Below are 23036 nucleotides of genomic sequence, written 5' to 3'. Positions count from 1 at the left end.
TTCACTCTATCGGTTGGTGCCATCGCCCGGGGGCGGCGACGGTTGTTGCTGCTGTTGCTGCAGCTGGCGGCGACGGGCCTGGATGCGTTCGCGGATGGCCTGCATCTGCGCTTCGCTGGGACCATTGTTGTTGGCCGGTGGTGTTTTTGCAGCTGACGCCGCAGGCGTGGGGGCATTGCCGGCGGGCGGCGTCGATGGGGTTGCCGCGGCCGGGGGCGGCGCCGGCGGAGCACCCGCCGAAGGCGGCACAACGATCGCGCCTGCAGGCGGTACACCGTTGGCACCGCGCAGCACCGTCGGCGGCTCGCCGCCCTGGCCGTTGAACACCGCCAGTTCCAGGACCTGGTTGCCACCGGGGCCGATCACCGTGGCCTGGCGCGGCTGCAGCGCCACCAGCTGCCAGCCATCCACGGCTTCGCCGTTCAGGCGCAGGCGCAGCGAGCGGTTCTGTTCGGTGGTGAACGTGGCCATGCCGAAATCGCCGGTCAGCAGCACGCCGGTCAGGCGCAACGCGGCACTGGCCGCCGGTTCGCTGCCGCCCAGCAGATAGGGCCGCGGTCTGCGGTCTTCGGCGAACAGCGGGCGCTCACCGATCGCGCTGTAGCTGTCGGCGCTGGCCATGCGCTCGGCCGCCAGCGGCGGCAACGATGGCAGCGATGGCGCGGCGTCGGCATCACCGTCGGCGCCCGGCAGCTGGCTGCCCAGCCCGAAGACGGTTGACAGCCAGACCGCCGCCGCCCAGCCGGCCAGTGCCAGCAGGAAGCCGGTACGCAGGCTGATCTGCTCAAGCTTCATCGGCCACCTCCGGCCCTTCGGACGGGGGCGCCGGCTGGGGCGCAGGCGTGGCCTCGGCCGGCGACGTGGACGGTGCCGGTGCCGCAGCGGGTGCCGGTACCGTGCCATCGGCGGCGGCGGCGCCTGGCAGCAGATAGCCGGCCAGCTCGAAGGACACATCCAGGCCCAGCCCGGATTCGTTCGGCGATTGCTGGAAGCGCTGCGCGATCAGGTTGAGGTTGTCGACGAACAGGCGGGGGCTGCCGGTTTCGAGGCTGTGCAGCACGGTGGCCAGTTCAGCCACGCCGCAGCGCAGGCGCACCTGCATGGCGACGCGCACGAACTCGGCATCGCGCCGGTTGTCGGTCAGCGGCGTGCGGTTGCTGATGGTGCAGCTGCGGTTGCCCGGGCTGGCCATCGCCACCGCATCCTGCAGCCGGGCGCCCAATGCAGCGGCGGCAGCTTCGGCAGTGGCTTCGCGCAGGAAGCCTGGCCGCTGCTGCAGGGCCTCGCGGGTTGCACGCAGGCGCTGTTCGATCTGTGGCTGCTGCTGCAGCTGCGCCTGCACGCGCGACTCGCGTTCGCGCAGGGCGGCGACATCGGCATCGATCGCACGCAGCGGCTGGGTGAACCAGGGGTGCACCAGCAGCAGATAAGCCAGGCCCAGCACTGCCAGCAGCAGTGCCAGCGCCAACCAGCGATCACGGCGTGCGCTTGGCATCGGCATCGGCCGCCTCCGGGGTCGGTGCTGCGGCCGGCAACGGCTGCAGTTCGGCGGTCATGGTGAAGCGGTCGCGGCCACTGGCTGCGCCATCGGCCTGCAGCACCCCGGTCAAGTTGACCTTGCGCCACTGCGGTGCGTCCTGCAGCAGCTGCACCAGCTGCGATGCTTCGCGGCTCAGGCCGATCAGCTGCAGGTTGTTGTTCTCGATCGCCAGCTTTTCCAGATAGGTGCCTTCCGGCAGGCGCCGGGTCAGTTCGTTCCAGATCTCCACCGTACCGGCGCGCTGGCTGCGCTGCTTCTCAAGGAATGCAGCACCATCGATCAGCGCCTGCAGCTGCGCGCGTTCGCTGGCCACGCCACGCGCGCTGCGCGCGCTGCGCTCGACCTGCGCACGCAGTTCGTCGGCGGCGGCCTGGCGGTTGTCCAGCAACTGCACCGCGGCCAGTACCAGCATCACGATGGATGCCGCTGCCAGCAGCAGGTTCCAGCGCCGCATCGGGTCTGGCCGCAATTGGCGCTGCGCGGGCGGCAGCAGGTTCACCTGCAACACGTTGCCCTGCGCATCGATGGCATCGACGCCGGCCAGCGCATCGGCCCATTGGCTCACCCGCGCGCGCCATGCTTCCAGCTGCCGCAGTGGCCACGCCACCAGTTCGACCTGCAACTGCCCTTCGCCGCCCGCGCCGAGTTCACGCACGTCATAGCTGACCTGGGACGCTTCGAACGGGGTCTGCCGGTCGATTTCGAAGCCGACCACGGCACGCCGGCGGTCGGCCGCCGCGGCGGGCAGGCGCAGCGTGCGCCGCAGCACATCCGCCGCGGGCAGCAGCCACACCCGGGGCAGGCTGCGCAGGCGCGGCTCGAGTACCCGGTCCAGTTCCACCGGCGACAGCGGCCACGGCAGGCGCGCCACCACTTCGCGGCGTTCACCGGCCTCACGCCAGACCTGCAGCTGGTCGCTCTCAGGCTGCAGCAACAGGCGGGCCTGGCCCCAGCCCAACGCCCATTGCCAGCGCACCGGTACCCAGGCCAGCAGCGACTGCCGCCACCAGCGCAGGAAGCGGCCAGCACCCGGGCCGATCCGGCCCTGCACTTGCCGCAGACTGTCCTGCCACGCCGTCATCTTGCTGTCATTCCCTGCTCCCAGCGAAGCACTGTGTAGGTCCGCCCGGGAACCCCGCCCGAGCCACTGCGTACCACTGCCTGCAACACCGACCTGCGTCCACTGCTGTCGATGGCAGCGGACTCGATACTATAGGTGCCGCTGCTGCTGGCAAGCGTTGTCGTACCACCAGCGGAATCTGCATCACGCTCCTGCTGTGCGCGCTGCGCCATCACCCTGTCCGCATCCAGCCCCAGCGCGGTCAGCACCGGCGCACTGGCGAACTGCGGATCCGGCCGGGCCTGGCGGCTGTACAGGGTCAGGTGCGGCAACATCGCCCGGTACAGCGTGCCGCGCATGCCCAGCACGCGCTGCAGCTCGCCCAGGGTCTCGAAGCGCTTGTTGCGTGGGCCATAGGGCAACCCGGCTGCGGCGTAGTCCTGCGCTTCAGCACCACCGCCCGGCTGCAGCAGGCTGTCCTCGTCACGCCAGTCGATGATGGCCGCGGCCAGCTGCCGGGCCTGGGCATCGTCTTCACCCAGCGCCTTGAGGAAGGCGGCCAGCAGCGCGGCATCGGCCAGGTTCAGGTTGATCTTGCCGTTCTCGTCCAGCACCTTGATCTCGATGCTGGCGTCGTCGAACTGCCAGCGATAGGTCCGGCCATCGGCACGCCAGGGCGCGCGCTGCGGATCGGCCGACAGGCGCAGCAGGGCATATTCGAGGCCGGCACGCGCACGTTCCTGCCCGCGTGCATCGTCATCCAGCACGCGCTGCTGCAGGTGTTCGACCCGTGCGCTCAGCGCGAATGCGCCGACCAGCGCGGTCATCAACGCGATCAGCCACAGCACCAGCACCAATGCCGCCCCAACCTGACGCCTCATCGCGCGCCTCCGCTGCCACCTGCGCGCAGCGCCACCACCAGCGGTGGCCACGGCGCTCCACGGGCCGGCACGATCTGGATCTCCACCAGCATCGGCAGGCGGCGGGTGTCGTCCCAGCGCGGCATCCAGTCGGTCACCTGCCCAGTGCTGGCATCGATACCCCGATAGCGCAGCTGCACCGACTTCAGGTTCTCCACCAGCACCTCGGGCAGGCGCGGCGGATTCTCGGCGATGCGCTCGCCTTCCTGCAGCAGCACCAGCTCCAGCAGCAGGCGCTGTTGGCCATCGCGTCCGTCGACCTGCAGCGCGTGCAGGTAGGGGCCGCCACGGCCGAGGTATCCGGGCAGGTCGGCGGCGAACAACATGCGTTGCTCCTCCCCTTGGAAGAAGATCGGTTCGCGGGTGGGGTCCGGAACCTCCAGCGGGGTGCGCAACGCGCCCGCCAGCTGCCTGCGAAGCAAGGACTCGACCGCGCGCATGCGTTCGCTCTCGGCGGCGATCTGCTCGCCACGCTGGCTGACCGCCATCGCCGAGCGCACGCTGGCAAAGGCCAACGCCAGGCCGCCGGCCAGCAGCACGGTGGCCAGCATCACTTCGACCAGGGTGAAACCTGCGGCGCGGCGCCTCACCGGGCATTCTCCAGATCGGGCGGCAACAGGCGCAGGCTGCGCCAGCGCAGCTGCTCGCGCTCGCTGTCACCCCAACGCACCTGCAATTGCAGCTCTGCCAGCCATGGGGTCCCCGGTGACGTGGCCTGCACGACATTGCCAGCGCGTGGTTCCACCCACGGCTGAACCTGCAGTTCCCAGTGATAGCGCCCCTGTTCCCAGTCACCCTGCTGGCTGCCCACCTGCAGCGGTGCGTCGACGCCGGCCTCGGCCAGCAACGACTGTGCATGCAGCACCGCGCGCGTGCGCAGCTCGGCATCGCGCACCTGTTTTGCGCCGCCGGACAGGCTGCCCAGCAGCAGGGTCAACGCCAGGCCCAGCAGGGCGAAGGCGATGATCACTTCCAGCAGGGTGAAGCCACGCGCGCGCCGCTTCATTGCGCCCGCCAGGGGCCGGAGCGGACCTCACCGGTGAGCCAGCCGACGTCGACGCGCCATTCGGCGCCGTCGCGCTGCAACCGGATGCGGCCGCCGCTGGAGCCACCATCGGGATGAAATTCGATCACGCCCTGCCCCGGCGCGGTGGCCAGCTGCGCGGCGCCTTCGAACTGCACCTGCAGCTGTGCGGGCACCTCACCGTGGCGCTGGTTGGCGCCCTCCCAGCGCCGCCGCGCCGGCTCGATGACGAAGCGCTGCGGTTCGCCGCGGGCGATTGCCTGCGCGCGCACCATGCGCAGCTGGTTGGCGATGTCCTTGCCGGCGCTGCGCAGCTGCATGCCGGCGAAACCGCGCGACAGGCCAGCGGCGGTGATCAGGCCGATCGCAGCGATCAGTGCGATCACCAGCAGCATTTCCAGCAGCGACAGTCCCGCCGCGCGCCTGCCGTGCAGGCGCGGGTGGGGCAACCGGCGCGGCAGGAAATACGTCATGCGCGGTTACGGCTGGTAGCGGATGTCAGCGTCGACGCTGCTACCGCCGGCCTTGCCATCCTTGCCCAGGCTGACCAGCTCATACGGCTGGCCTTCGCCCGGTGCGCGGTATTCCAGGGCGTGGCCCCACGGGTCGTTCAGGTCGGCCGGCTTGGCGTACGGGCCGAGCCAGCCGCCAACACCGGCCGGTGCGGTCACCAGGTCATTGAGCGAGCCGGGCAGCTTGCCGGTGTCGATCTGGTAGTTGTCGATCTTGGACGCCACGGTCTGCACCTGCGCCTTGGCGATGTTGGCCTTGCCACGGTCGGCACCGCCCAGTACGCGGCTGGCGACCAGGGTCAGCACCGCGCCGATCAGCACGATGACGATGATGATTTCCAGCAGGCTCATGCCCGACTGGTTGCGCGCGGCGGTGAAGGAAAGGCGGATCGGTCGGCGACGGGCAATCATGGACGGTCCTTTCAGTTGCGGAGTGTCGGGGTTGCAGGGAGTGCCATCGTCAACCGATGGCATTGGTCAGGTCGTACAGCGGCACCAGCACGGCCACGATCACCGCGCCCACCACCGAGGCCAGCACCAGGGTGATCGCCGGCACCATCGCCGCCAGCAGGCGGTCGATGCGCCGGGCACTATCCTGTTCGAAGGTGTCGGCGGCCTTCAGCAGCATGGTATCGAGGGCGCCGGATTCCTCGCCGACCTGGATCATCTGCAGGGCCAGGCGCGGGAAGCGCTTGCCGCGCGACAGTGCCAGCGACAGGCCGGCACCATTTTTCACTTCATCGGCGGCCGCTTCCACATCGGCGGCCAGCGCGCGGTTGCCCAGTACGTTGCGCGCGATGCCCAGTGCGCCCAGCAGGGGCACGCCGTTGCGCAGCAAGGTGCCCAGCGTGCGCGCCAGGCGCGCGGTCTCCAGTTCACCGACGAGACGGCCGATGCCACGGCGTTGCAGCAACCAGCCATCCAGCGCCAGCCGGAACGCCGGTTGCCGCGCCTTGCGCTCGAAGAACAGCGCCAGCAGCGCCGGCACCACCAGCAGCAGCACCCACCAGTCGCGCACGAACAGGCCCAGCTGCAGGACCGCATTGGTGAACCACGGCAGCGCCACGTCCAGGCTCTCGTACATCTGCGCGAACTGCGGCACCACGTAGCCAAGCAGGAACAGCAGCGCACCGCCCACCACCACCAGCAGGATCGCCGGGTAGACCAGCGCGTTGATGACCTTGCCCTGCAGCGCGCGGCTGCGCTCCAGGTAGTCGGCCAGGCGTTGCAGGGTTTCATGCAGGCTGCCGCCGGCTTCGCCGGCGCGCACCATGTTCACGTAAAGGCGCGAGAACAGCCCATGCTGGCGTTCCAGCGCGGTGGACAGCGGTGCACCGCCGCGCACCACGTCGCGGATGTCGGTGATCGCGCGGCGCGATCGTTCGTCCTCGGGCAACCCCAGCAGGATCGACAGCGCGCGGTCCAGCGGCTGGCCGGCACCGAGCAGGGTCGCCAGCTGCTGGGTGAACTGCAGCAGGGCGGCGCCCTGCAGGGGGCGCTGCTGCAGCAGGTTGCGCCAGCTGCGGCCGCCGATCGCGCCGGCGTCGGCCAGCTGCGTCTCCATCGGCAGGTGGCCCTGGTCCTGCAGGCGCGCGATCAGCTCGGCCTCGCTGGCCGCTTCCATCTGCCCGTCGAAGACCTCACCGTGCGGATTGAGCGCCTTGTAGCGGTAGTTCGGCATGTCAGCCCCGGCGTCCTGCGCGCATCAGCTTTCCTCGGTCACGCGCAGCACTTCCTCGATGGTGGTCTGTCCGCTCAGCGCCTTGGACAGGCCATCCTCGTACATGGTGCGCATGCCGGCTTCGCGGGCGATGCGCTCGATCTCGCCCATGCCATCGCGACGCATCACCGCACGCCGCAGCGCATCGTTCATCACCAGGAATTCCATGATGGTGGTACGCCCGAGATAGCCGGTCGGCGCCAGCGCCGAGGGCTTCGGGCGGTAAAGGTGGATCGGTCCCTCCGGCTGCAGGCGGCGCAGCTCGAAGCGTTCGATCTCCTCTGGCGAGGCTGCGTAGCGTTCGGCATGGGTGGGCTCCAGCCGGCGCACCAGGCGCTGGGCCAGGATGCCGTTGATGGTCGAGGTGAGCAGGTAATCCTCCACGCCCATGTCGAGCAGGCGGGTGATGCCACCGGCCGCATTGTTGGTGTGCAGGGTGGACAGCACCAGGTGGCCGGTCAGTGCCGACTGGATGGCGATGCGCGCGGTTTCCAGGTCGCGCATTTCACCGATCATGATGATGTCCGGATCCTGGCGGACGATGCTGCGCAGCGCGTTGGCGAAATCCAGGCCGATCTGCGGCTTGGCCTGGATCTGGTTGATGCCCTCGATCTGGTATTCGACCGGATCTTCCACCGTGATGATCTTGACGTCGGCGGTGTTGAGCTGGCTCAGCGCGGTGTACAGCGTGGTGGTCTTGCCCGAGCCGGTCGGGCCGGTCACCAGCAGGATGCCGTGCGGCTGTTCCAGCACCTTGCGGAACTGCGGCAGGAAGGCGTCGGTGAAGCCGAGCCGGTGGAAATCGAAGACCACCGTTTCGCGGTCCAGCAGGCGCATCACCACGCTTTCGCCATGCGCGGTGGGCACGGTACTCACGCGCAGGTCCAGCTCCTTGCCCTGCACGCGCAGCATGATGCGGCCGTCCTGCGGCAGGCGGCGCTCGGCGATGTTGAGCCGCGCCATGATCTTGATGCGGCTGATCACCGCGGCGGTGAGATTGGCCGGCGGGCTCTCGCCCTCCACCAGCACGCCATCGACCCGGTAGCGGACTTTCAACCGGCTCTCGAACGGTTCGACATGGATATCCGAAGCGCGCAGTTCCACCGCACGCTGGATCACCAGGTTGACCAGACGGATCACCGGCGCTTCCGAAGCGAGGTCGCGCAGGTGCTCGATATCGTCGACCGCGCCGCCCTCGCCATCGGCGGTTTCCACGATCGCGCCCATCGCGCTGCGGCCCTGGCCGAACCAGCGCTCGACCAGGTCATCGATCTCCGCGCGCATGCCCAGCACCGGTGTCACCGGAACCCCCAGCGCCAACTGTACGGCCTGCTGCGGATAGGCATCGTGGGCATCGGCCAGCCACAGACGCACCCCGTGTTCATTCAACTCCAGCGGGCACACATGGAACTGCTTCAGGAAACGCAGCGACAGCGGTAGTCCTTCGGCCAGCGCCTGCGGCGGGGCCTCCGGCACCTGCTTGCCCTCCAGCAGCGGCAGGCCCAGCACCTCGGCGCTGGCCTGTGCCTGGTCGCGTTCAGACACCAGGCCCAGGCGCACCAGCAGGCCCAGCAGGCTGCCGCCGGCCTCGGCGTGCAGCGGCCGCGCGCGCGCCAGGTCTCCTTCCTTGAGCCGGCCGCGTGCCAGCAGCGCATCCAGGATGCGGCCTTCGGCATCGTCGGTAACGGTTGCAGCGAGCGCGTTCACGTGACTCTCCTGTCAATCGGACCGACTTTAGCAGTTAAGCCATGATTTCCGCCGCCCTGCCGCCAGCTTTCGTAAAAAGACGAAGCCCGTCACACAGGATGACGGGCCTCGGCCGTTCAACTACGACACGACAGGTTTACTGCGTGGCGAGGATGCTGACGCCGTTGTAGGCCGCTTCGCCCACCACCTTGATGTAGTAGGTGCCTGCCACCGGCTTGTTCACCCGTACCGTTTCGGACGTGCCGGGACGGGTCGACTTGCCATCGTTGTCGCTGGCGCTCGGCTCGCGTCCCTGGGCAATGTAGACCGACACGTTGCCGGTGCCACCGTAGGTGATCACGCTGAACTGCTTGCCAGCGGCTGCCTCGAAGCTGTACAGGCGGCTGCTGCCAGCCGTACCGTTCAGTCCCCCCACCGCGGCCTTGTTGGTCAGCGGCGTCGCCACCGGCCCGCAGTTCTCGGTGCACGGCTCTTCCAGTGCCTTGGCCAGCGCCGCCTTGGCATCGACGATGCCGGTGCCGATCGGGGTGGCGGCCGGAATGCTGACCGGGAACGGGCGCGCGGTTTCCTTCAGCAGCGTGCGCATCGCGGCGGGGGCCAGCGGATCCTTGCCCTTGGCGATCAGCGCGCTCTGCACCAGTGCAGCAACGGCAGCCACGTGCGGCGAGGCCATCGACGTGCCGCCCATGCCCATGTAGCTGTAGCTGCCCGACTGCGGGGTGGTGGCCGCATCGGAACCGGACTGCCAGACGTAGCCACCCGGGTTGCCGTCCACGCTGCCACCGCCGCCGGGGCCGGACAGGTCCACGCGGGTGCCGTAGTTGGAGTAGTAGGTGATGCCGCCGGTGATGCGGGTGGCGCCGACGGTCACCACGCCGTCGCAACTGGCCGGACGGTACTTGGATGCGTTGTCGGTCTCGTTGCCGGCCGCCACGACCACGGTGGTGCCACGCGAGATCGCGCCGTTGATCGCATCCTGGTAGGTTCCGTCACAGCTGCCGCTTCCACCCAGGCTCATGTTGATGATCTCGGCCGGGTTGGCATTGGCGGGCACGCCCGCCACGGTGCCGCCGGAGGCCCAGGTGATGGCGTCGGCGATATCGGAAAGGTAGCCACCGCACTTGCCGAGCACGCGGACCGGCAGCACCTTGGCCTTGTGCGCGACACCGGCCATGCCGACGCCGTTGTTGGTCTGCTCGGCCACGGTGCCGGCCACATGGGTACCGTGCCAGGAGCTGTCCTCCGCGACGGAGCCGGTGTAGCACTCGTTGTCGTTCTCGACCCAGTCGCCATAGTCCTGCGCGCCCGGCACGCGATCGTTGGTGGCACGGCGCGACGTCTCGGCATCGCTGATGAAGTCGTAGCCTTCCAGCAGGTTGCCGACCAGGTCCGGGTGCTGCGGCAGGATGCCGGTGTCGAGCACGGCTACCACCACGCCCTCGCCCTGCGATACATCCCACGCCGACGGTGCGTTGATGCCACCGGTGGCGTTGTGCAGGTGCCACTGGTACTGCTGGTAGTACGGGTCGTTCGGCGCCAGCGCCGGCTGCACGTCACCGGCGCGCAGCTCGGTGCGGCGCAGCTTCACGTCGGCTTCGGCGTACTGCACGGCCGGGTCGGCCTTCAGTTCCTTCAGCACGCGCTGCAGTTCCGCAGGCGCCAGGCGCCCCTGCAGGCGGATCAGGTCGGCACCGACGCCGAGCCTGCGCACGACCTGCGGGCCCAGCGTGCTGGCGCGGGCGGTGCCACCGGACAGGCTGGCGCGGGTCAGCGCGGACTGCACGGTGGACAGCTTGGCCGAACGGTCGCCCGCCGCAGCGGTGCCGGCACGATACTTGACGATGATGCGCTCGGCGCCCGGCTCGGCGGTGCTGGCCTGGCGCACCGGTTCACGGGTCGGCAACCCGGCGGCGTGGACGGCACCCACCGCGGCAATCGACAGCACGGCGGCGGCAAGCACATTGATGCGAAGGTTCTGCTTCTTGATCACGTCGAAATTCCTCTTCTGGGTCATGGATCGAACCAACACTGCGGCCATCATTCCTTGACGACTCCCGGCCGGCCCAGCCGGGATTGCCGTGACCTCCCCCCAGGCCCTCGTTGCAGGTGATGCGCCGGCGTGGGTGGCCGCCGGCGCAGTGGTTTGGCTTACCAGCCGAAGCCGGCACCAACGCCGACCGAGCTGTCGTCACTGCTGAAGGCGCCGCCGAAGGTGACCGTGGCGCGATCGCTGATCGCACGCTGGTAGCCCAGCGACAACGCCGACTCGCCGCCCTGGAAACCGATGCCGACGCCGACCCGGTTCTGGGTGCGGATGCCGGCGGCACTGGTGGCCATGTTGAGCATCGCCGCACTCATCGCGCCCTGGCGGTCGATGCGACGATCCATGTGGCGCAGGCGCCCGTCGATCTCGCCCTTGAACACATCGAAGCTATCGGCGACGGCCTGCACGCGGCTGTCGGTGTAGCTGTTGGCGGTGGCCATGCCACGATCCAGCTGGCCCTTGTTGACAGCGTCGGTGGCGGTGGTGCCGGCGGCGACGTTGGTGACCTGGCGTTCGTTGCCTTCGCTGCCCACCGACACCGTATTGGCACGATCGGCAACCGAGCCCTGGCCCAAAGCCACCGCGTTGGCAGCAGTGGCACTGGCGCCCTGGCCGATGGCGGTGGACGAGGCGCCACTGGCCACTGCGCCTTCACCCATGGCGACGGCATTGAAGCCGGTGGCCGGGGTGCCAACCGGAATCCCGGCACCGGCACCGGCGGCGGCGGCAGTCGGCGCGCCCTGCACGCGTGCGGTGCTGGCCGGTGCCGCATCGGCGGTGGCCGGTGCGTCGGCCATGCTGGCCAGCGGGCTCTCATCCAGCGACGCACTCATTGCGCGCAGGCTGGAAGCACCTGCACGCGTGCCACCGGCAGTACGACGGTCAATCTCACTGACCTTGCGGTCCAGCGCACCGAGCGCATCGCCGACGTTGCTGTACGTCGCGCCCTGGATCACATAGTTCGGCGCCACGAACACACCCTGCATGCCGACGCTGGCGCCACCGCCGAGGAAGCTGGCGGCATCACTGAGCGACTGGAACAACTGCCCGCCATTGATCGCCTGGCGACTGCCGGCGGCGATGCTGCCGGCACCGACGTTGTCGATGGTGGTGCCCTGGAAGCCGGACAGGGTCAGGCGATCACGGCTGGCGTCGTCATAGCCGACTGCGCTGGCCGCCGTGGTCTCGACCGTCGCGATGCGCGAATCGAAATCACCCACGCGGGTTTCCACTGCGCCCACGCGCTGGTTGGTGACGTTGAGCTGCGAACCGGTGACCGCATCGCTGCTGCCGGCAGCGATGCGGCCGTCGGCCACATTGACGATCCGCCGCGTGGCCGGGCCATCGGTGCCATTGCCACCGCCGACCGACACCACGTTGGCATCGAGCGCACGCGAGCCCGCACCCAGAGCCACCGAGTTCGCACCGGACGCGCCGGCGCTGTTGCCCAGTGCAAGCGCACCATTGCCAATGGCCATCGCGTTGGCACCCAGCGCATTGCTGCGTGCACCACTGGCACTGGCGGCCGAACCGACCGCAGCGGCATCGCTGCCGCTGGCACTGGCGGTACCCGCACCAGTGGCCTTGACGTAGCGTGCGGTGCCATCGGCGGTCGCCGCGACCGCATCGAGCTGGCCACGATTGACTGCATCGGTGCGCTCGGTACCAGCGGCGACACGGGTGATCTGACGATCACTGGTGCTGCTGCCCACTGACACGGTATTGGCACGATCAGCCACCGAACCGGCACCCAGTGCGATGCTGCCGGCCGCCGACGCATTGGCGCTGACACCCACTGCGGTGGCATTCGCACCGGTGGCCTTGCTGCCGTAGCCGACCGCCGTACCAAGCCGGCCACTGGCTTCGGCATAGCTGCCCAGCGCGGAAGCGCCATCGGCCGAGGCAGTGGCGCGGAAACCACTGGCCTGCGACTGCGTGCCACTGGCCGTGGCCTGCGCACCGCTGGCAGTGCTGTAGGCGCCCTTGGCTTGGGCGCCAGCACCACTGGCGCTGGAACCGAGTTCGCTGGCGCTGGCGCCGCTGCCCACGGCCACACTGTCGACACCACTGGCCTGCGCGTTGCTGCCCAGTGCCGCCGCGTTGTTGCCGGTGGCCAGGGCATCGACGCCGACGGCGGTGGCGTTGACGGCCATGGCGTTGGCTCCGCTGCCCAGCGCGGTGGCGCCGTTGCCGACGGCGTTGGCCGCGTTGCCGGCGGCCAGTGCGTTGTCACCGTCGACCAGGGCACCGGCTTCGCCATCGGCGTTGCCGCTGGCCTGGAACTGCCGGCCAGTCCTGTCGGCAACGCTGGCAACCGCGTCCAGCTGGCCTTTGTTCACCGCGTCGGTGGCCTCGGTGCCGGCTGCCACATGCGTCACCTGGCGCTCACCGCCCGCGGTGCCCACGGCCACGGTATTGTCGCGCTCGGCCTTGGAGCCGGCGCCCAGCGCCACGCTGTTCAACCCACTGGCCGTGGCACTGGCGCCCAGTGCCGTGCCATCTGCGGCATCCGCCCACGAATTCCAGCCGATCGCGGTGGCGTAATCTTCGGTCGCCCAGGCACCCGCACCGAATGCCGCTGCACCGGTGCCGCTGGCGCGCGACGGGATCAGGCCGAAGAAGGTGCTGCCACCGATGGCCACGCTCTCAGCGCCACTGGCTTCGCTGGACTGGCCGACCGCAACGGCACCGCTACCGGCCGCGGCGGCGCCGAAGCCCACTGCCGTGGTGTTGGCCCCGCTGGCGGCCGAGCCGTAGCCCAACGCGGTGCCGAGGCGTCCGCTCGCTTCGGCATAGCCACCGACGGCGGTGGTGCCATCGGCAGAGGCGGCACTGCGGAAGCCACTGGCCAGTGCCTGCGTGCCACTGGCGTTGGATTCGGTGCCGGTCGCGGTGCTGTACGCACCACTGGCCTGCGCACGCGCCCCTACCGCGCTGGCGCCGAGCTCGCTGGCGCTGGCGCCGGTACCGAGCGCAAGGCTGTCTTCGCCGGTGGCCTGTGCGGTACTGCCCAGTGCTGCGGCGTTGTTGCCGGTGGCCAGCGCATCGACGCCGACCGCCGTGGCGTTGGCCGCCAGTGCATTGGCGCCGCTGCCGAGTGCGGTGGCACCGTTGCCGATGGCGTTGGCCGCATCACCGCCCGCCAGCGCGTTGTCGCCCTCGACCAAGGCGCCGGTTTCACCATCGGCGCTGCCACTGGCCTGGAACTGCCTGCTGGTCTTGTCCGCTGCAGCCGCTACGGCGTCGAGCTGGTTCTTGTTGACCGCATCATTGCCCTGCGTGCCAGCGGCCACGTTGGTGATCTGGCGGGTATTGCCACCACCGCCCACCGACACGGTGTTGTCGCGGTCCGCGATCGAATCGGCGCCCAGCGCCACGCTGTTGGCCGCGCGCGATTCAGCGGCGTTGCCCAGTGCGGTGCTGTTGATGCCACCGGACCAGGCGCCACCACCGACGGCGGTGGAGTAATTGCCCGATGCTTCGGTGGCCAGCACGCCAAACAGCGAACCACCGACGGCGACGCTGTTGGTGCCGGTGGCCAGGCTACCCTGGCCGGTGGCGGTGCTGTAGGCACCCGACGCCTCGGAGTCGCCGCCCAACGCCACGCTGTTGGAACCGGTGGCACTGGCGAAGTTGCCGAAGGCGGTGGCGTTGAACGCCGATGCCTGGGAGTAGCCACCGATGGCGGTGCTGTAGCCACCGGTCGCTTCGGCGCCGATGCCGAACGCTGCCGACGCGGTGCCGCTGGCGACGCTCTCGCTGCCGACCGCCGTGGCGCCGCTGCCGCTGGCGTTGCTGAAGTAGCCCACCGCCACGGCTTCCTCGCCGGAGGCTTCGGACAACACACCGTTGGCGGTACTGCCGGCACCACTGGCGATGCTGGCGGCACCGAACGCCGCGCTCTGCTCGCCGCTGGCTTCGCTTTCCGCACCCTGCGCGGTGGCGTACTCACCGGTCGCCTGTGCGTTGGCACCGACGGCGCTGGCGTTGGCGGCGCTGGCCAGCGCGTTGAAACCGATCGCCTGCGCGTTGTTGGCCAGCGCATTGGCACCACTGCCGAGTGCGGTGGCACCGTTGCCGATGGCGTTGGCCGCATCACCGGCGGCCAGCGCGTTGTCACCGTCCACCAGCGCACCGGCCACGTCACCGCCGCTGCCACTGGCCTGGAAGAAGCGGCTGGTGGTGGTGGCGGTACTCGCCACCGCATCCAGCTGCGCCTTATTCACCGCATCGGTGGCCTGGGTGCCAGCGGCGACGTTGGTGATCTGCCGCTCGTTGCCGGTGCTGCCGACCGACACGCTGCGGGCGCGGTTGGCAACCGAGCCGGCGCCGAGCGCGACAGCGTTGCTGGCGCTGGCGTTGCTACCGGCCCCGAGCGCGATCGCGCTTTCACCACCGGCCACCGTGTTGGTGCCGATGGCAATGCTGTTGAGGCTGTTACCCAGCGCCTGGAAGCCCAGCGCCACGCTGTTGTCGCCATAGCCGAAGGCACCACGGCCGACTGCGGTTGAGCTGGCACCATTGGCCCAGCTGTTGTAGCCGATGGAGGTTGCGCCACTGCCGCTGGCCCATGCCGCGTTGCCGAACGCCGAGGCGTTGGTGGCGGTGGCCCATGCACCTGAACCGAAGGCGCTCGCACCACTGGCCGTGGCCCAGCTGTAGCCACCGACAGCGGTGCTGTCATCGCTGCTGGCGAAGGCGCTGTCACCGACCGCAACGGCATAGCTGCCGGTCGCACGCGACTTGCCGCCGGCCGCGAAGCTGTTGTCGCCACTGGCCTTGGCGGCATTGCCGAACGCGCTGCTCACGGCACCAGTGGCCTGCGCACCGCTGCCGACCGCCGTAGCGTCGGCAACGGCGGTGGTACCGACCTGCTGTGCCGTGCCGTCAGCACCGATGATCGGCTGGTTGTATTCGTCGTAGGCCTGGCCGAGGCCACCGATGGCAACCCCGCCATTGCCGGTGGCGTTGCTGTTGCGACCTACCGCCACGGCGTCGTCACCGATGGCCGAGGCTGCTGCACCGTGCGCGACCGCGCCGGCGCCGATCGCATTGCTCGACGAACCCGCCGCAACCGCACCTTCGCCGTCGGCCAATGCACCGGTATCGCTGCCCGCTTCGGGCTGTGCCTGGAAGAAGCGCGCGGTGCTGTCGGCGGTGCTGGCCACGGCATCCAGCTGCGCCTTGTTCACTGCATCCGTCGCCTGCGTTCCCGCGGCCACGCTGACGATCTGGCGTTCATTGCCATTGGTACCCACGGCCACCGTATTGGCCCGGTTGGAGCCCGAATAGGCGCCCAGCGCGACGCTGTTTTCGGCGCCAGCGGTGGCGTAGTAACCGATGGCCGTGCTGTCCTTGCCGATGGCCCAGGTCTGCGCACCCAATGCACTGGCGTTGTCGCCGGCGGCATAGGCAAAGTAGCCCAGCGCGGTGGACTCGGCACCCACCGCTTCGGTGAAGCTGCCATTGGCCAAGGAGCGGTCACCACTGGCGACGGCGCCACCACCGACCGCGGTGGAGGACACACCGCTGGCCCGCGTCTGCACATACAGTCCCATGCCCGGCACGATGTCGGCCGGGCCACCGATGGCGACGCTGCCAGCGCCGGTGGCGCTGCTCTGCGTTCCCAGGGCGGTGGCGTTGCTGCCACTGGCGGTGGCCGCCGCGCCGAAGGCCGCGCTGCCCTGCCCCGAGGCCAGCGCGTTGCTGCCGACGGCAGTGGCGCTCTGCGCGATGGCGACGGCGCCCGCACCCAGTGCACTGGTGCCATTGCCGATCGCATTGGCCGCCTCGCCAGCGGCCAGCGCATCTTCGCCTTCGGCCAGCGCACCGGCATCGCTGTTGCTGCTGCCGGTGGCCTGGAAGTGCTTGGCGGTGGCATCAGCCACGGCAGCGACCCCCTTCAACTGGGCCAGATTGACCGCATCGGTGGCTTCACTGCCCGCGGCAACGCTGGTGATCTGCCGCTCGTTGCCGGCACTGCCCACGGCCACGCTGTTGGCGCGCACCGCTTCGGAATTCGCGCCGAGCGCGACGCTGTTGGCGCCACGTGCAGTGGCGTAGTAGCCCACCGCGGTGCTCTGCGCACCGCTGGCCCAGGTCTGCGCACCGAGCGCGCTGGCATTCTCACCCGGGGCATAGGCGAAGTAGCCGACGGCGGTGGATTCCGCACCGGAAGCTTCGGTCAGGCTGCCGTTGGCCACCGCACGATCACCGCTGGCGATAGCGCCGGCGCCGACCGCGGTGGCGGCTTCGCCGCTGGCCTGGGTCTGCACGAAGAAGCCCAGGCCCGGAATCAGGTCGGCCGGGCCGCCGATGGCGACGCTGCTGGTACCGGTGGCGGTGCTCTGCGTACCCAGTGCGGTGGAGTAGTCACCGATGGCATTGGCGACCGCACCGAATGCGGACGACTGCGCACCGGCGGCATACGCGCCAACGCCGTAGGACGACGCCGCAAATCCACTGGCTTCGGCACTGGCACCGACTGCGGTGCCACCGACACCTGCGCTGGTGGCGCCGGTTTCCACTGGCACGCCACCACTGGTGATCAGCGGATTGCCATCGGCATCCACCGCAGCACCACCGACGGCGACACTGCCCGGGCCGTTGGCCTGTGCGTTGTTGCCGAACGCCGCGCTGTTCTGGCCCGACGCCAGCGCGTTGTTGCCGACGGCGGTGGCGTTCTGCGCAACGGCCGTGGCGCCGGCACCCACGGCGGTGGTGCCGTTGCCGATGGCGTTGGCCGCCTCGCCGGCCGCCAGTGCCTCGTCACCTTCGGCCAGCGCGCCGGCATCGCTGTTGCTGCTGCCAGTGGCCTGGAAACGCTTGGCCGTGGCATCGGCCACGGCGGCCACGTTCTTCAACTGGCCGACATTGACCGCGTCGGTATCTTCAGTACCCGCAGCGACGCTGGTGATCTGCCGGGTCAGGCCATATTCGGCGGCGCCGACAGAGACGGTATCGACGCGATCGGCCAGCGAGCCGGCGCCCAGCGCCACGCTGCCGGTGGCAACCGCCGCCGAGTTGGACCCCAGCGCGGTACTGTACTCACCGACGGCGGTGCTGAACGCACCCACCGCGATTGATGCTTCATTGGCGGCAGTGGCGCCGCGGCCCAGTGCGGTACTGCCCGGGCCCATCGCCACCGCACCGCCACCCACGGCAGTGGCGCCATCGGCGGTGGCTTCGGACAGCGCACCCAGGGCGGTGGCCGCGCCATTCTCGCTTGCAGCATAGGCACTGGCGCCGACAGCGGTGTCACCAAGACCGAACGCGGCAGCACTCTGCCCAACCACCACGCTGGCGTCACCGATTGCCAATGCGCCCTGGCCGAACGCGCTGGCGCCCAGGCCGGCGGCAATCGCCTGGGTACCGATGGCGGTGGTGGCATTGGCCAACGACTGCGCACCGGCGCCCGCTGCAACCGCGCCCTGCCCGTCGATCTTCGCCGCGTCGCTGTCATCACCTGCGCCATCGGCCTTGAAGTAGCGGTTTCCATCTGCGGCGACATCCGCCAGCGCGGCCTGCGTGGCGCGCGCCTGCGCATCCAGCTGTGACTTGTTCACCGCATCGGTGGCCTGGGTACCAGCGGCCACGTTGGTGATCTGCCGTTCCTTGCCGGCGTCGCCGACGGACACGGTATTGGCCCGCGCTGCTTTGGAGCCAGCGCCCAGCGCCACGCTGTTGGCGGCGCTGGCATTGCTGTTGCTGCCGATCGCCACCGCGTTGCTGCCCTTGGCCGTGGCCGAGCCTTCGATCAGGCACTTTTCCAGCAGCTTGCCGCTGAATGCGACGCAGGTAGCGCTGCCGCCGATCTGCACTGACTGTGCAATGGCGGAACCGCTCATGCCCAATCCCAATACCAGGCCCAGTGCCACCGCCAACAGCGCGGGCGTGGCCTGTGTCGTATCGCGGCGCTGGTCGACAACACCACCGCTGCTGTCGGAGGAGGCCAGTTCCGAGGCCACCACCAACTGACCCAATGCTTTGTTCCAGACCTTGCGATAAATCCGATTCATCGGTACGGCTCCTGATTGGACTGGTTTTGGGCAAAGCAACGCCACCGCCGGGCCTTGTGGCCCAACGTCCCCTGGGGGCGTTTATTCGCGTGATTTACTGCGGGGTATTGCCGAACGGCGCGCAGCGACAGAAAACCGAGCGCGTGCGCCGAGCGGTTACTGCGGAATGAATGGTTCTGAAACGGGGTTCAAGTGTTAACGGCAACTTTGCAGATCGTCAAGACTTTGACACGACAAATGCTATTGCCGTGAAGCAGTTCACCATTTCACGTGTTTATAAAAGTATTTTGTTAGGTACGCGTGACGGACCGCTGGCGCATGAAAACCGATGTAACTAGCGGGCGCGACAAGGGTTTCACGCGTGCAAAGAAAAACCCGCCGACGAAGCGGCGGGTTTTTCATACGCGGTGGCATTGCGGCCTGCGCGGAACGATGCGATCAGCCGCACCACACCCGCGCGTTGCGGAACATGCGCATCCACGGCGAATCACCCTGCCATTCCGCCGGTGCCCAGCTCAGGTTGAGCGCGCGCGGGGTACGTTCCGGGTGCGGCATCATGATGGTGACGCGGCCGTCGCTGCTGGTCAGGCCGGTGATGCCGTCCGGCGAACCGTTCGGGTTCAGCGGGTACTGGCTGGCCACCTTGCCATTGCCATCGATGTAGCGCAGCGAGACACGTGCAGCAGCCTGGTCGACGGCATTGTCGAACACGGCCTGGCCTTCACCATGCGCCACCGCCACCTGCAGGCGCGAGCCGGCCATGCCACGCAGCAGGATCGACGGCGATTCCACCACTTCCAGCAGCGCGGTGCGGGCTTCGAACTGCTCGCTGGCGTTGCGACGGAACTGCGGCCAGTGCTCGGCACCCGGAATGATGTTCTTCAGCTGGCTCATCATCTGGCAGCCGTTGCATACGCCCAGCGCGAAGCTGTCTTCGCGCGCGAAGAACGCGGCGAAGGCATCACGCAGTGCGCTGCGCTCCAGGATCGAGGTGGCCCAGCCACGGCCGGCACCGAGCACGTCGCCATAGCTGAAGCCACCACAGGCCACCAGGCCGGTGAAATCCTGCAGGGCCACGCGGCCTTCAATCAGGTCGCTCATGTGCACGTCGAAGGCACGGAAGCCGGCACGCTCGAAGGCGTTGGCCATTTCGATCTGGCCGTTGACGCCCTGCTCGCGCAGCACCGCCACGCGCGGACGCGCACCGCTGCTGATGAACGGTGCCGCCACATCCTCGTTGAGGTCGAAGCTGAGCTTCGGCTTCAGGCCCGGTGCGTTGAAGGCACGCGCGACCTCGCGCTCGGCATCGGCATTGGCCGGGTTGTCGCGGCGCTTCTGCATCGCGTGGGTGACCGACCACCAGGCATCGAACAAGGCCTCCCAGCGCCACTCGGCCAGGTTCTCGCCGCCCAGCGACACGCGCACCACCGGTGCGGTGGTTGGCTTGGCGATGCGCTGCGCGCATTCGGTCAATGCATGGCGTTCAACCAGGTCGGCAAACGCTGCACGGTCTTCGCGCGCGATCTGCACCACCGCGCCCAGTTCTTCGTTGAACAGGCTGCGGAACGGATCGTCACCCCAGGCATCGAGGGCGATGTCCAGGCCCAGGCGCGAGGTGAAGGCCATTTCGCACAGCGCGGCGAAAGCACCGCCGTCGCTGCGGTCGTGATAGGCCAGCAGCAGGCCGGACTGGCGTGCATCGCGGATCAGCTCGAAGAAACCCCGCAGGCGCTGCGGATCGTCCAGGTCCGGGGCGGCACCGGCGAAGGCCGGCAGGTCGCCGTGGTCGGCATGCACCTGGGCCAGGATCGAACCCCCCAGGCGCTGCTTGCCGGCACCGAGGCCGATCAGCCACAGCTCGCTGTCCACCTCCCGGTCGAGCAGCGGGGTCAACTGCTGGCGCGCGTCGGCGACCGGCGCGAACGCCGAGATCACCAGCGACACCGGCGACACACTCTTGTGCGCTTCACCCTGGTCGTGCCACTGCGCCTGCATTGACAGCGAGTCCTTGCCCACCGGGATGCTGATGTCCAGCTGCGGGCAGAGTTCCATGCCCACCGCCTTCACCGCGTCGTACAGCAGCGCGTCTTCGCCCGGGTGACCGGCCGCGGCCATCCAGTTCGCCGACAGCTTGATCTCATCCAGCGCATCGACCGGGGCCGCGCACAGGTTGGTCAGCGCTTCGCCCACCGCCATGCGTGCCGAAGCAGCGGCATCGAGCAGGGCCAGCGGGGTGCGCTCGCCGATCGACATCGCCTCACCGGCTACGCCGTCGAAGTCGGCCAGGGTGATTGCCACGTCGGCCACCGGCAGCTGCCACGGGCCGACCATCTGCTCGCGCGCGGTCAGGCCGCCGACGCTGCGATCACCGATGGTGACCAGGAAGTTCTTCGAGGCCACGGTCGGGTGCGCGAGCACGCGCAGGCCGGCTTCCTGCAGGTCCAGGCCACCGGTCTTCAGCGCCGGCCAGCGCGGTGCCGGCGGGTGCGCGGTATCGCGGTGCATCTTCGGCGGCTTGCCGAACAGCACGTCCATCGGCAGGTCGATCGGTGCATCGGCCGGGGTGTGGCCCGGCACGGCACCGTAGGCCACCACCAGATGTTCCTCGGCGGTGGCCACACCAACCGCAGCGAACGGGCAGCGCTCGCGGGCGCACAGCGCGGCGAACTCGGCCAGGCGTTCCTGGGCCACGCCCAGCACGTAGCGTTCCTGCGACTCGTTGCACCACAGCTGCATCGGCGACAGCGACGGATCATCGGTGGGCACCTTGCCCAGGTCGATGACACCACCGACGTTCGAGTCGTGCAGCAGTTCGGGGATGGCGTTGGACAGGCCACCGGCGCCGACGTCGTGGAAGAACTTGATCGGGTTGTTGGCGCCCATCGCCACGCAGCGGTCGATGACCTCCTGGCAGCGGCGCTCCATTTCCGGGTTGTCGCGCTGCACGCTGGCGAAGTCCAGGTCCTCGGCGCTTTCACCGGAGGCCACCGAACTGGCCGCACCGCCGCCCAGGCCGATCAGCATCGCCGGGCCACCCAGCACGATCACCGCATCACCGGCCTGCAGCGGGATCTTGTCGACCTGGACGCGGTCGATCGCGCCGAGGCCACCGGCCAGCATGATCGGCTTGTCGTACGCGCGCACCAGGTCGGCGCCTTCCGGCAGCTCGAAGCTGCGGAAGTAGCCGAGCAGGTTCGGGCGGCCGAACTCGTTGTTGAACGCGGCGCCGCCGAGCGGGCCGTCGGTCATGATTTCCAGCGCCGGTGCCATGCGCGGGTTCAGCGCGCGCGGCGCCTCCCACGGCTGCGGCAATTCCGGAATGCGCAGGTGCGAGACCGAAAAGCCGGTCAGGCCCGCCTTCGGCTTGCCACCGCGGCCGGTCGCGCCTTCGTCGCGGATCTCGCCGCCCGCGCCGGTCGAGGCGCCCGGGAACGGTGCGATCGCGGTTGGGTGGTTGTGGGTTTCCACCTTGATCTGGAAGGCACTGGGCACCTGCGCTTCGCGGCGGTATTCGCCACTGGCCGGATCGGGGCGATAGCGCGACGCCGGATGGCCTTCGATCACCGCGGCGTTGTCGCTGTACGCGCTGAGCGTGTGCTGCGGGGTCTGCTGGTGGGTGTTCTTGATCATCCGGAACAGCGAGCGGTCCTGCTCCTGGCCGTCGATGGTCCAGCTGGCGTTGAAGATCTTGTGGCGGCAGTGCTCGGAATTGGCCTGCGCGAACATCATCAGTTCCACGTCCGACGGCGAGCGGCCCAGCGCGGTGAAGCGTTCACGCAGGTAGTCGATCTCGTCCTGGGCCATGGCCAGGCCGAGGCGCTGGTTGGCGGCCTCCAGCTGGTCCACCGGCACGCGTTCCAGCTCGCCACGCGCCGGCGCCGAGAACAGCGCCTGGCCCTGCTCCACGGTCTCCAGCACCGACTGCGTCATCGGGTCGTGCAGCGCCTTGACCAGCGCCTGCTGAGCGTCGGCATCGGCCGGCCAGCCCTGCACGTCGATGCGCAGGCCACGTTCGACCCGGCTGACCGGCTGGCCGGCACCGCGGACCAGTTCGGTGGCCTTGCTCGACCAGGGCGACAGCGTGCCCAGGCGCGGCACCACGATGCGGCTGACTGCGCCTTCGGCCACGGCTTCGGCCTGCGGCGCCGCTTCGAGGATGCGGCACAGCGTGGTCAGGTCGGGGGCGGCGCTGCCTTCGGGCTGCACGAAGTAGACGTGCCAAGCGCCGCTGATGCGCAGGGAGGGAGCGATGGACTGCAGGCGGGATTCAAGACGTTCGCGGCGGAACGGCGACAGGGCGGGCGCGCCCTCGAGGACCATCATGTCCGGGGAACCGTAGTTGGGAAACGGGCCCGACATTGTACCGGAAGCAGGGGGTGGGCTTTGGCCGGGCGGCGCCCGGCACCCGCCGAGGCCAGGGCCGAAGCAACGGCAACGGCCAAAGCAACAGCAAGAGCTGGCTTCTGTGAGCTGGCAGGGCGGTGGGAGCCA

13 protein-coding genes are annotated in these 23036 nt (G+C 69.2%); all 13 read right to left on the bottom strand.

Features of this window, described 5'->3' with window-relative positions:
* Nucleotides 1-6: 6 nt before the first annotated feature.
* The 13 genes from AC5P74_RS12175 to purL all read right to left on the bottom strand — a co-directional run bounded on the left by AC5P74_RS12175 (nt 7) and on the right by purL (nt 22868).
* Nucleotides 7-795: a type II secretion system protein, XpsN-like gene (locus AC5P74_RS12175; protein ID WP_070489720.1), complete on the bottom strand. Its 789-nt coding sequence runs from the start codon at nt 793-795 to the stop codon at nt 7-9.
* Nucleotides 785-1501: a type II secretion system protein GspM gene (gene gspM / locus AC5P74_RS12170; protein ID WP_053499714.1), complete on the bottom strand. Its 717-nt coding sequence runs from the start codon at nt 1499-1501 to the stop codon at nt 785-787. The genes AC5P74_RS12175 and gspM overlap by 11 nt, the downstream gene beginning before the upstream one ends.
* On the bottom strand, nt 1476-2621 hold the full coding sequence (locus tag AC5P74_RS12165) for a PilN domain-containing protein (RefSeq protein WP_495204955.1): 1146 nt from the start codon (nt 2619-2621) through the stop codon (nt 1476-1478). The genes gspM and AC5P74_RS12165 overlap by 26 nt, the downstream gene beginning before the upstream one ends.
* Complete coding sequence (locus AC5P74_RS12160; RefSeq protein WP_346607330.1) at nt 2618-3481, bottom strand: type II secretion system minor pseudopilin; 864 nt, start codon at nt 3479-3481, stop codon at nt 2618-2620. Before AC5P74_RS12160 ends, AC5P74_RS12165 begins: the two co-directional genes overlap by 4 nt.
* On the bottom strand, nt 3478-4110 hold the full coding sequence (locus AC5P74_RS12155) for a type II secretion system protein J (protein ID WP_346607329.1): 633 nt from the start codon (nt 4108-4110) through the stop codon (nt 3478-3480). The genes AC5P74_RS12160 and AC5P74_RS12155 overlap by 4 nt, the downstream gene beginning before the upstream one ends.
* Complete coding sequence (gene xpsI, locus AC5P74_RS12150) at nt 4107-4526, bottom strand: type II secretion system protein XpsI (protein WP_005415227.1); 420 nt, start codon at nt 4524-4526, stop codon at nt 4107-4109. The genes AC5P74_RS12155 and xpsI overlap by 4 nt, the downstream gene beginning before the upstream one ends.
* The gene (gene xpsH, locus AC5P74_RS12145; RefSeq protein ID WP_005415226.1) at nt 4523-5017 is read right to left on the bottom strand and encodes a type II secretion system protein XpsH; all 495 of its coding nucleotides are present in this window, start codon (nt 5015-5017) and stop codon (nt 4523-4525) included. The genes xpsI and xpsH overlap by 4 nt, the downstream gene beginning before the upstream one ends.
* A gap of 6 nt (nt 5018-5023) precedes the next feature.
* Nucleotides 5024-5467: a type II secretion system major pseudopilin GspG gene (gspG, locus tag AC5P74_RS12140; protein ID WP_005415225.1), complete on the bottom strand. Its 444-nt coding sequence runs from the start codon at nt 5465-5467 to the stop codon at nt 5024-5026.
* A gap of 49 nt (nt 5468-5516) precedes the next feature.
* Nucleotides 5517-6737 carry a type II secretion system protein XpsF gene (gene xpsF / locus AC5P74_RS12135; RefSeq protein ID WP_005415224.1) on the bottom strand — a complete coding sequence of 407 codons (1221 nt, stop codon included), beginning with the start codon at nt 6735-6737 and terminating at the stop codon, nt 5517-5519.
* A gap of 24 nt (nt 6738-6761) precedes the next feature.
* Nucleotides 6762-8483: a type II secretion system ATPase GspE gene (gene gspE / locus AC5P74_RS12130; protein ID WP_053499707.1), complete on the bottom strand. Its 1722-nt coding sequence runs from the start codon at nt 8481-8483 to the stop codon at nt 6762-6764.
* 136 nt (nt 8484-8619) lie between these two features.
* Nucleotides 8620-10473, bottom strand: coding sequence for a S8 family peptidase (locus tag AC5P74_RS12125; protein ID WP_495204967.1), 1854 nt, complete (start codon nt 10471-10473; stop codon nt 8620-8622).
* Between the two features lie 158 nt (nt 10474-10631).
* On the bottom strand, nt 10632-18545 hold the full coding sequence (locus tag AC5P74_RS12120; RefSeq protein WP_495204954.1) for an ESPR-type extended signal peptide-containing protein: 7914 nt from the start codon (nt 18543-18545) through the stop codon (nt 10632-10634).
* A gap of 438 nt (nt 18546-18983) precedes the next feature.
* Nucleotides 18984-22868, bottom strand: coding sequence for a phosphoribosylformylglycinamidine synthase (gene purL / locus AC5P74_RS12115; protein ID WP_154582251.1), 3885 nt, complete (start codon nt 22866-22868; stop codon nt 18984-18986).
* Between the last annotated feature and the right edge of the window lie 168 nt (nt 22869-23036).

It is taken from the genome of Stenotrophomonas sp. YJH_SMC_94-11, assembly GCF_059370435.1.
The sequence above is the reverse complement of the archived record's forward strand: the minus strand, read 5'-3'. Positions and strand labels throughout refer to the sequence as shown.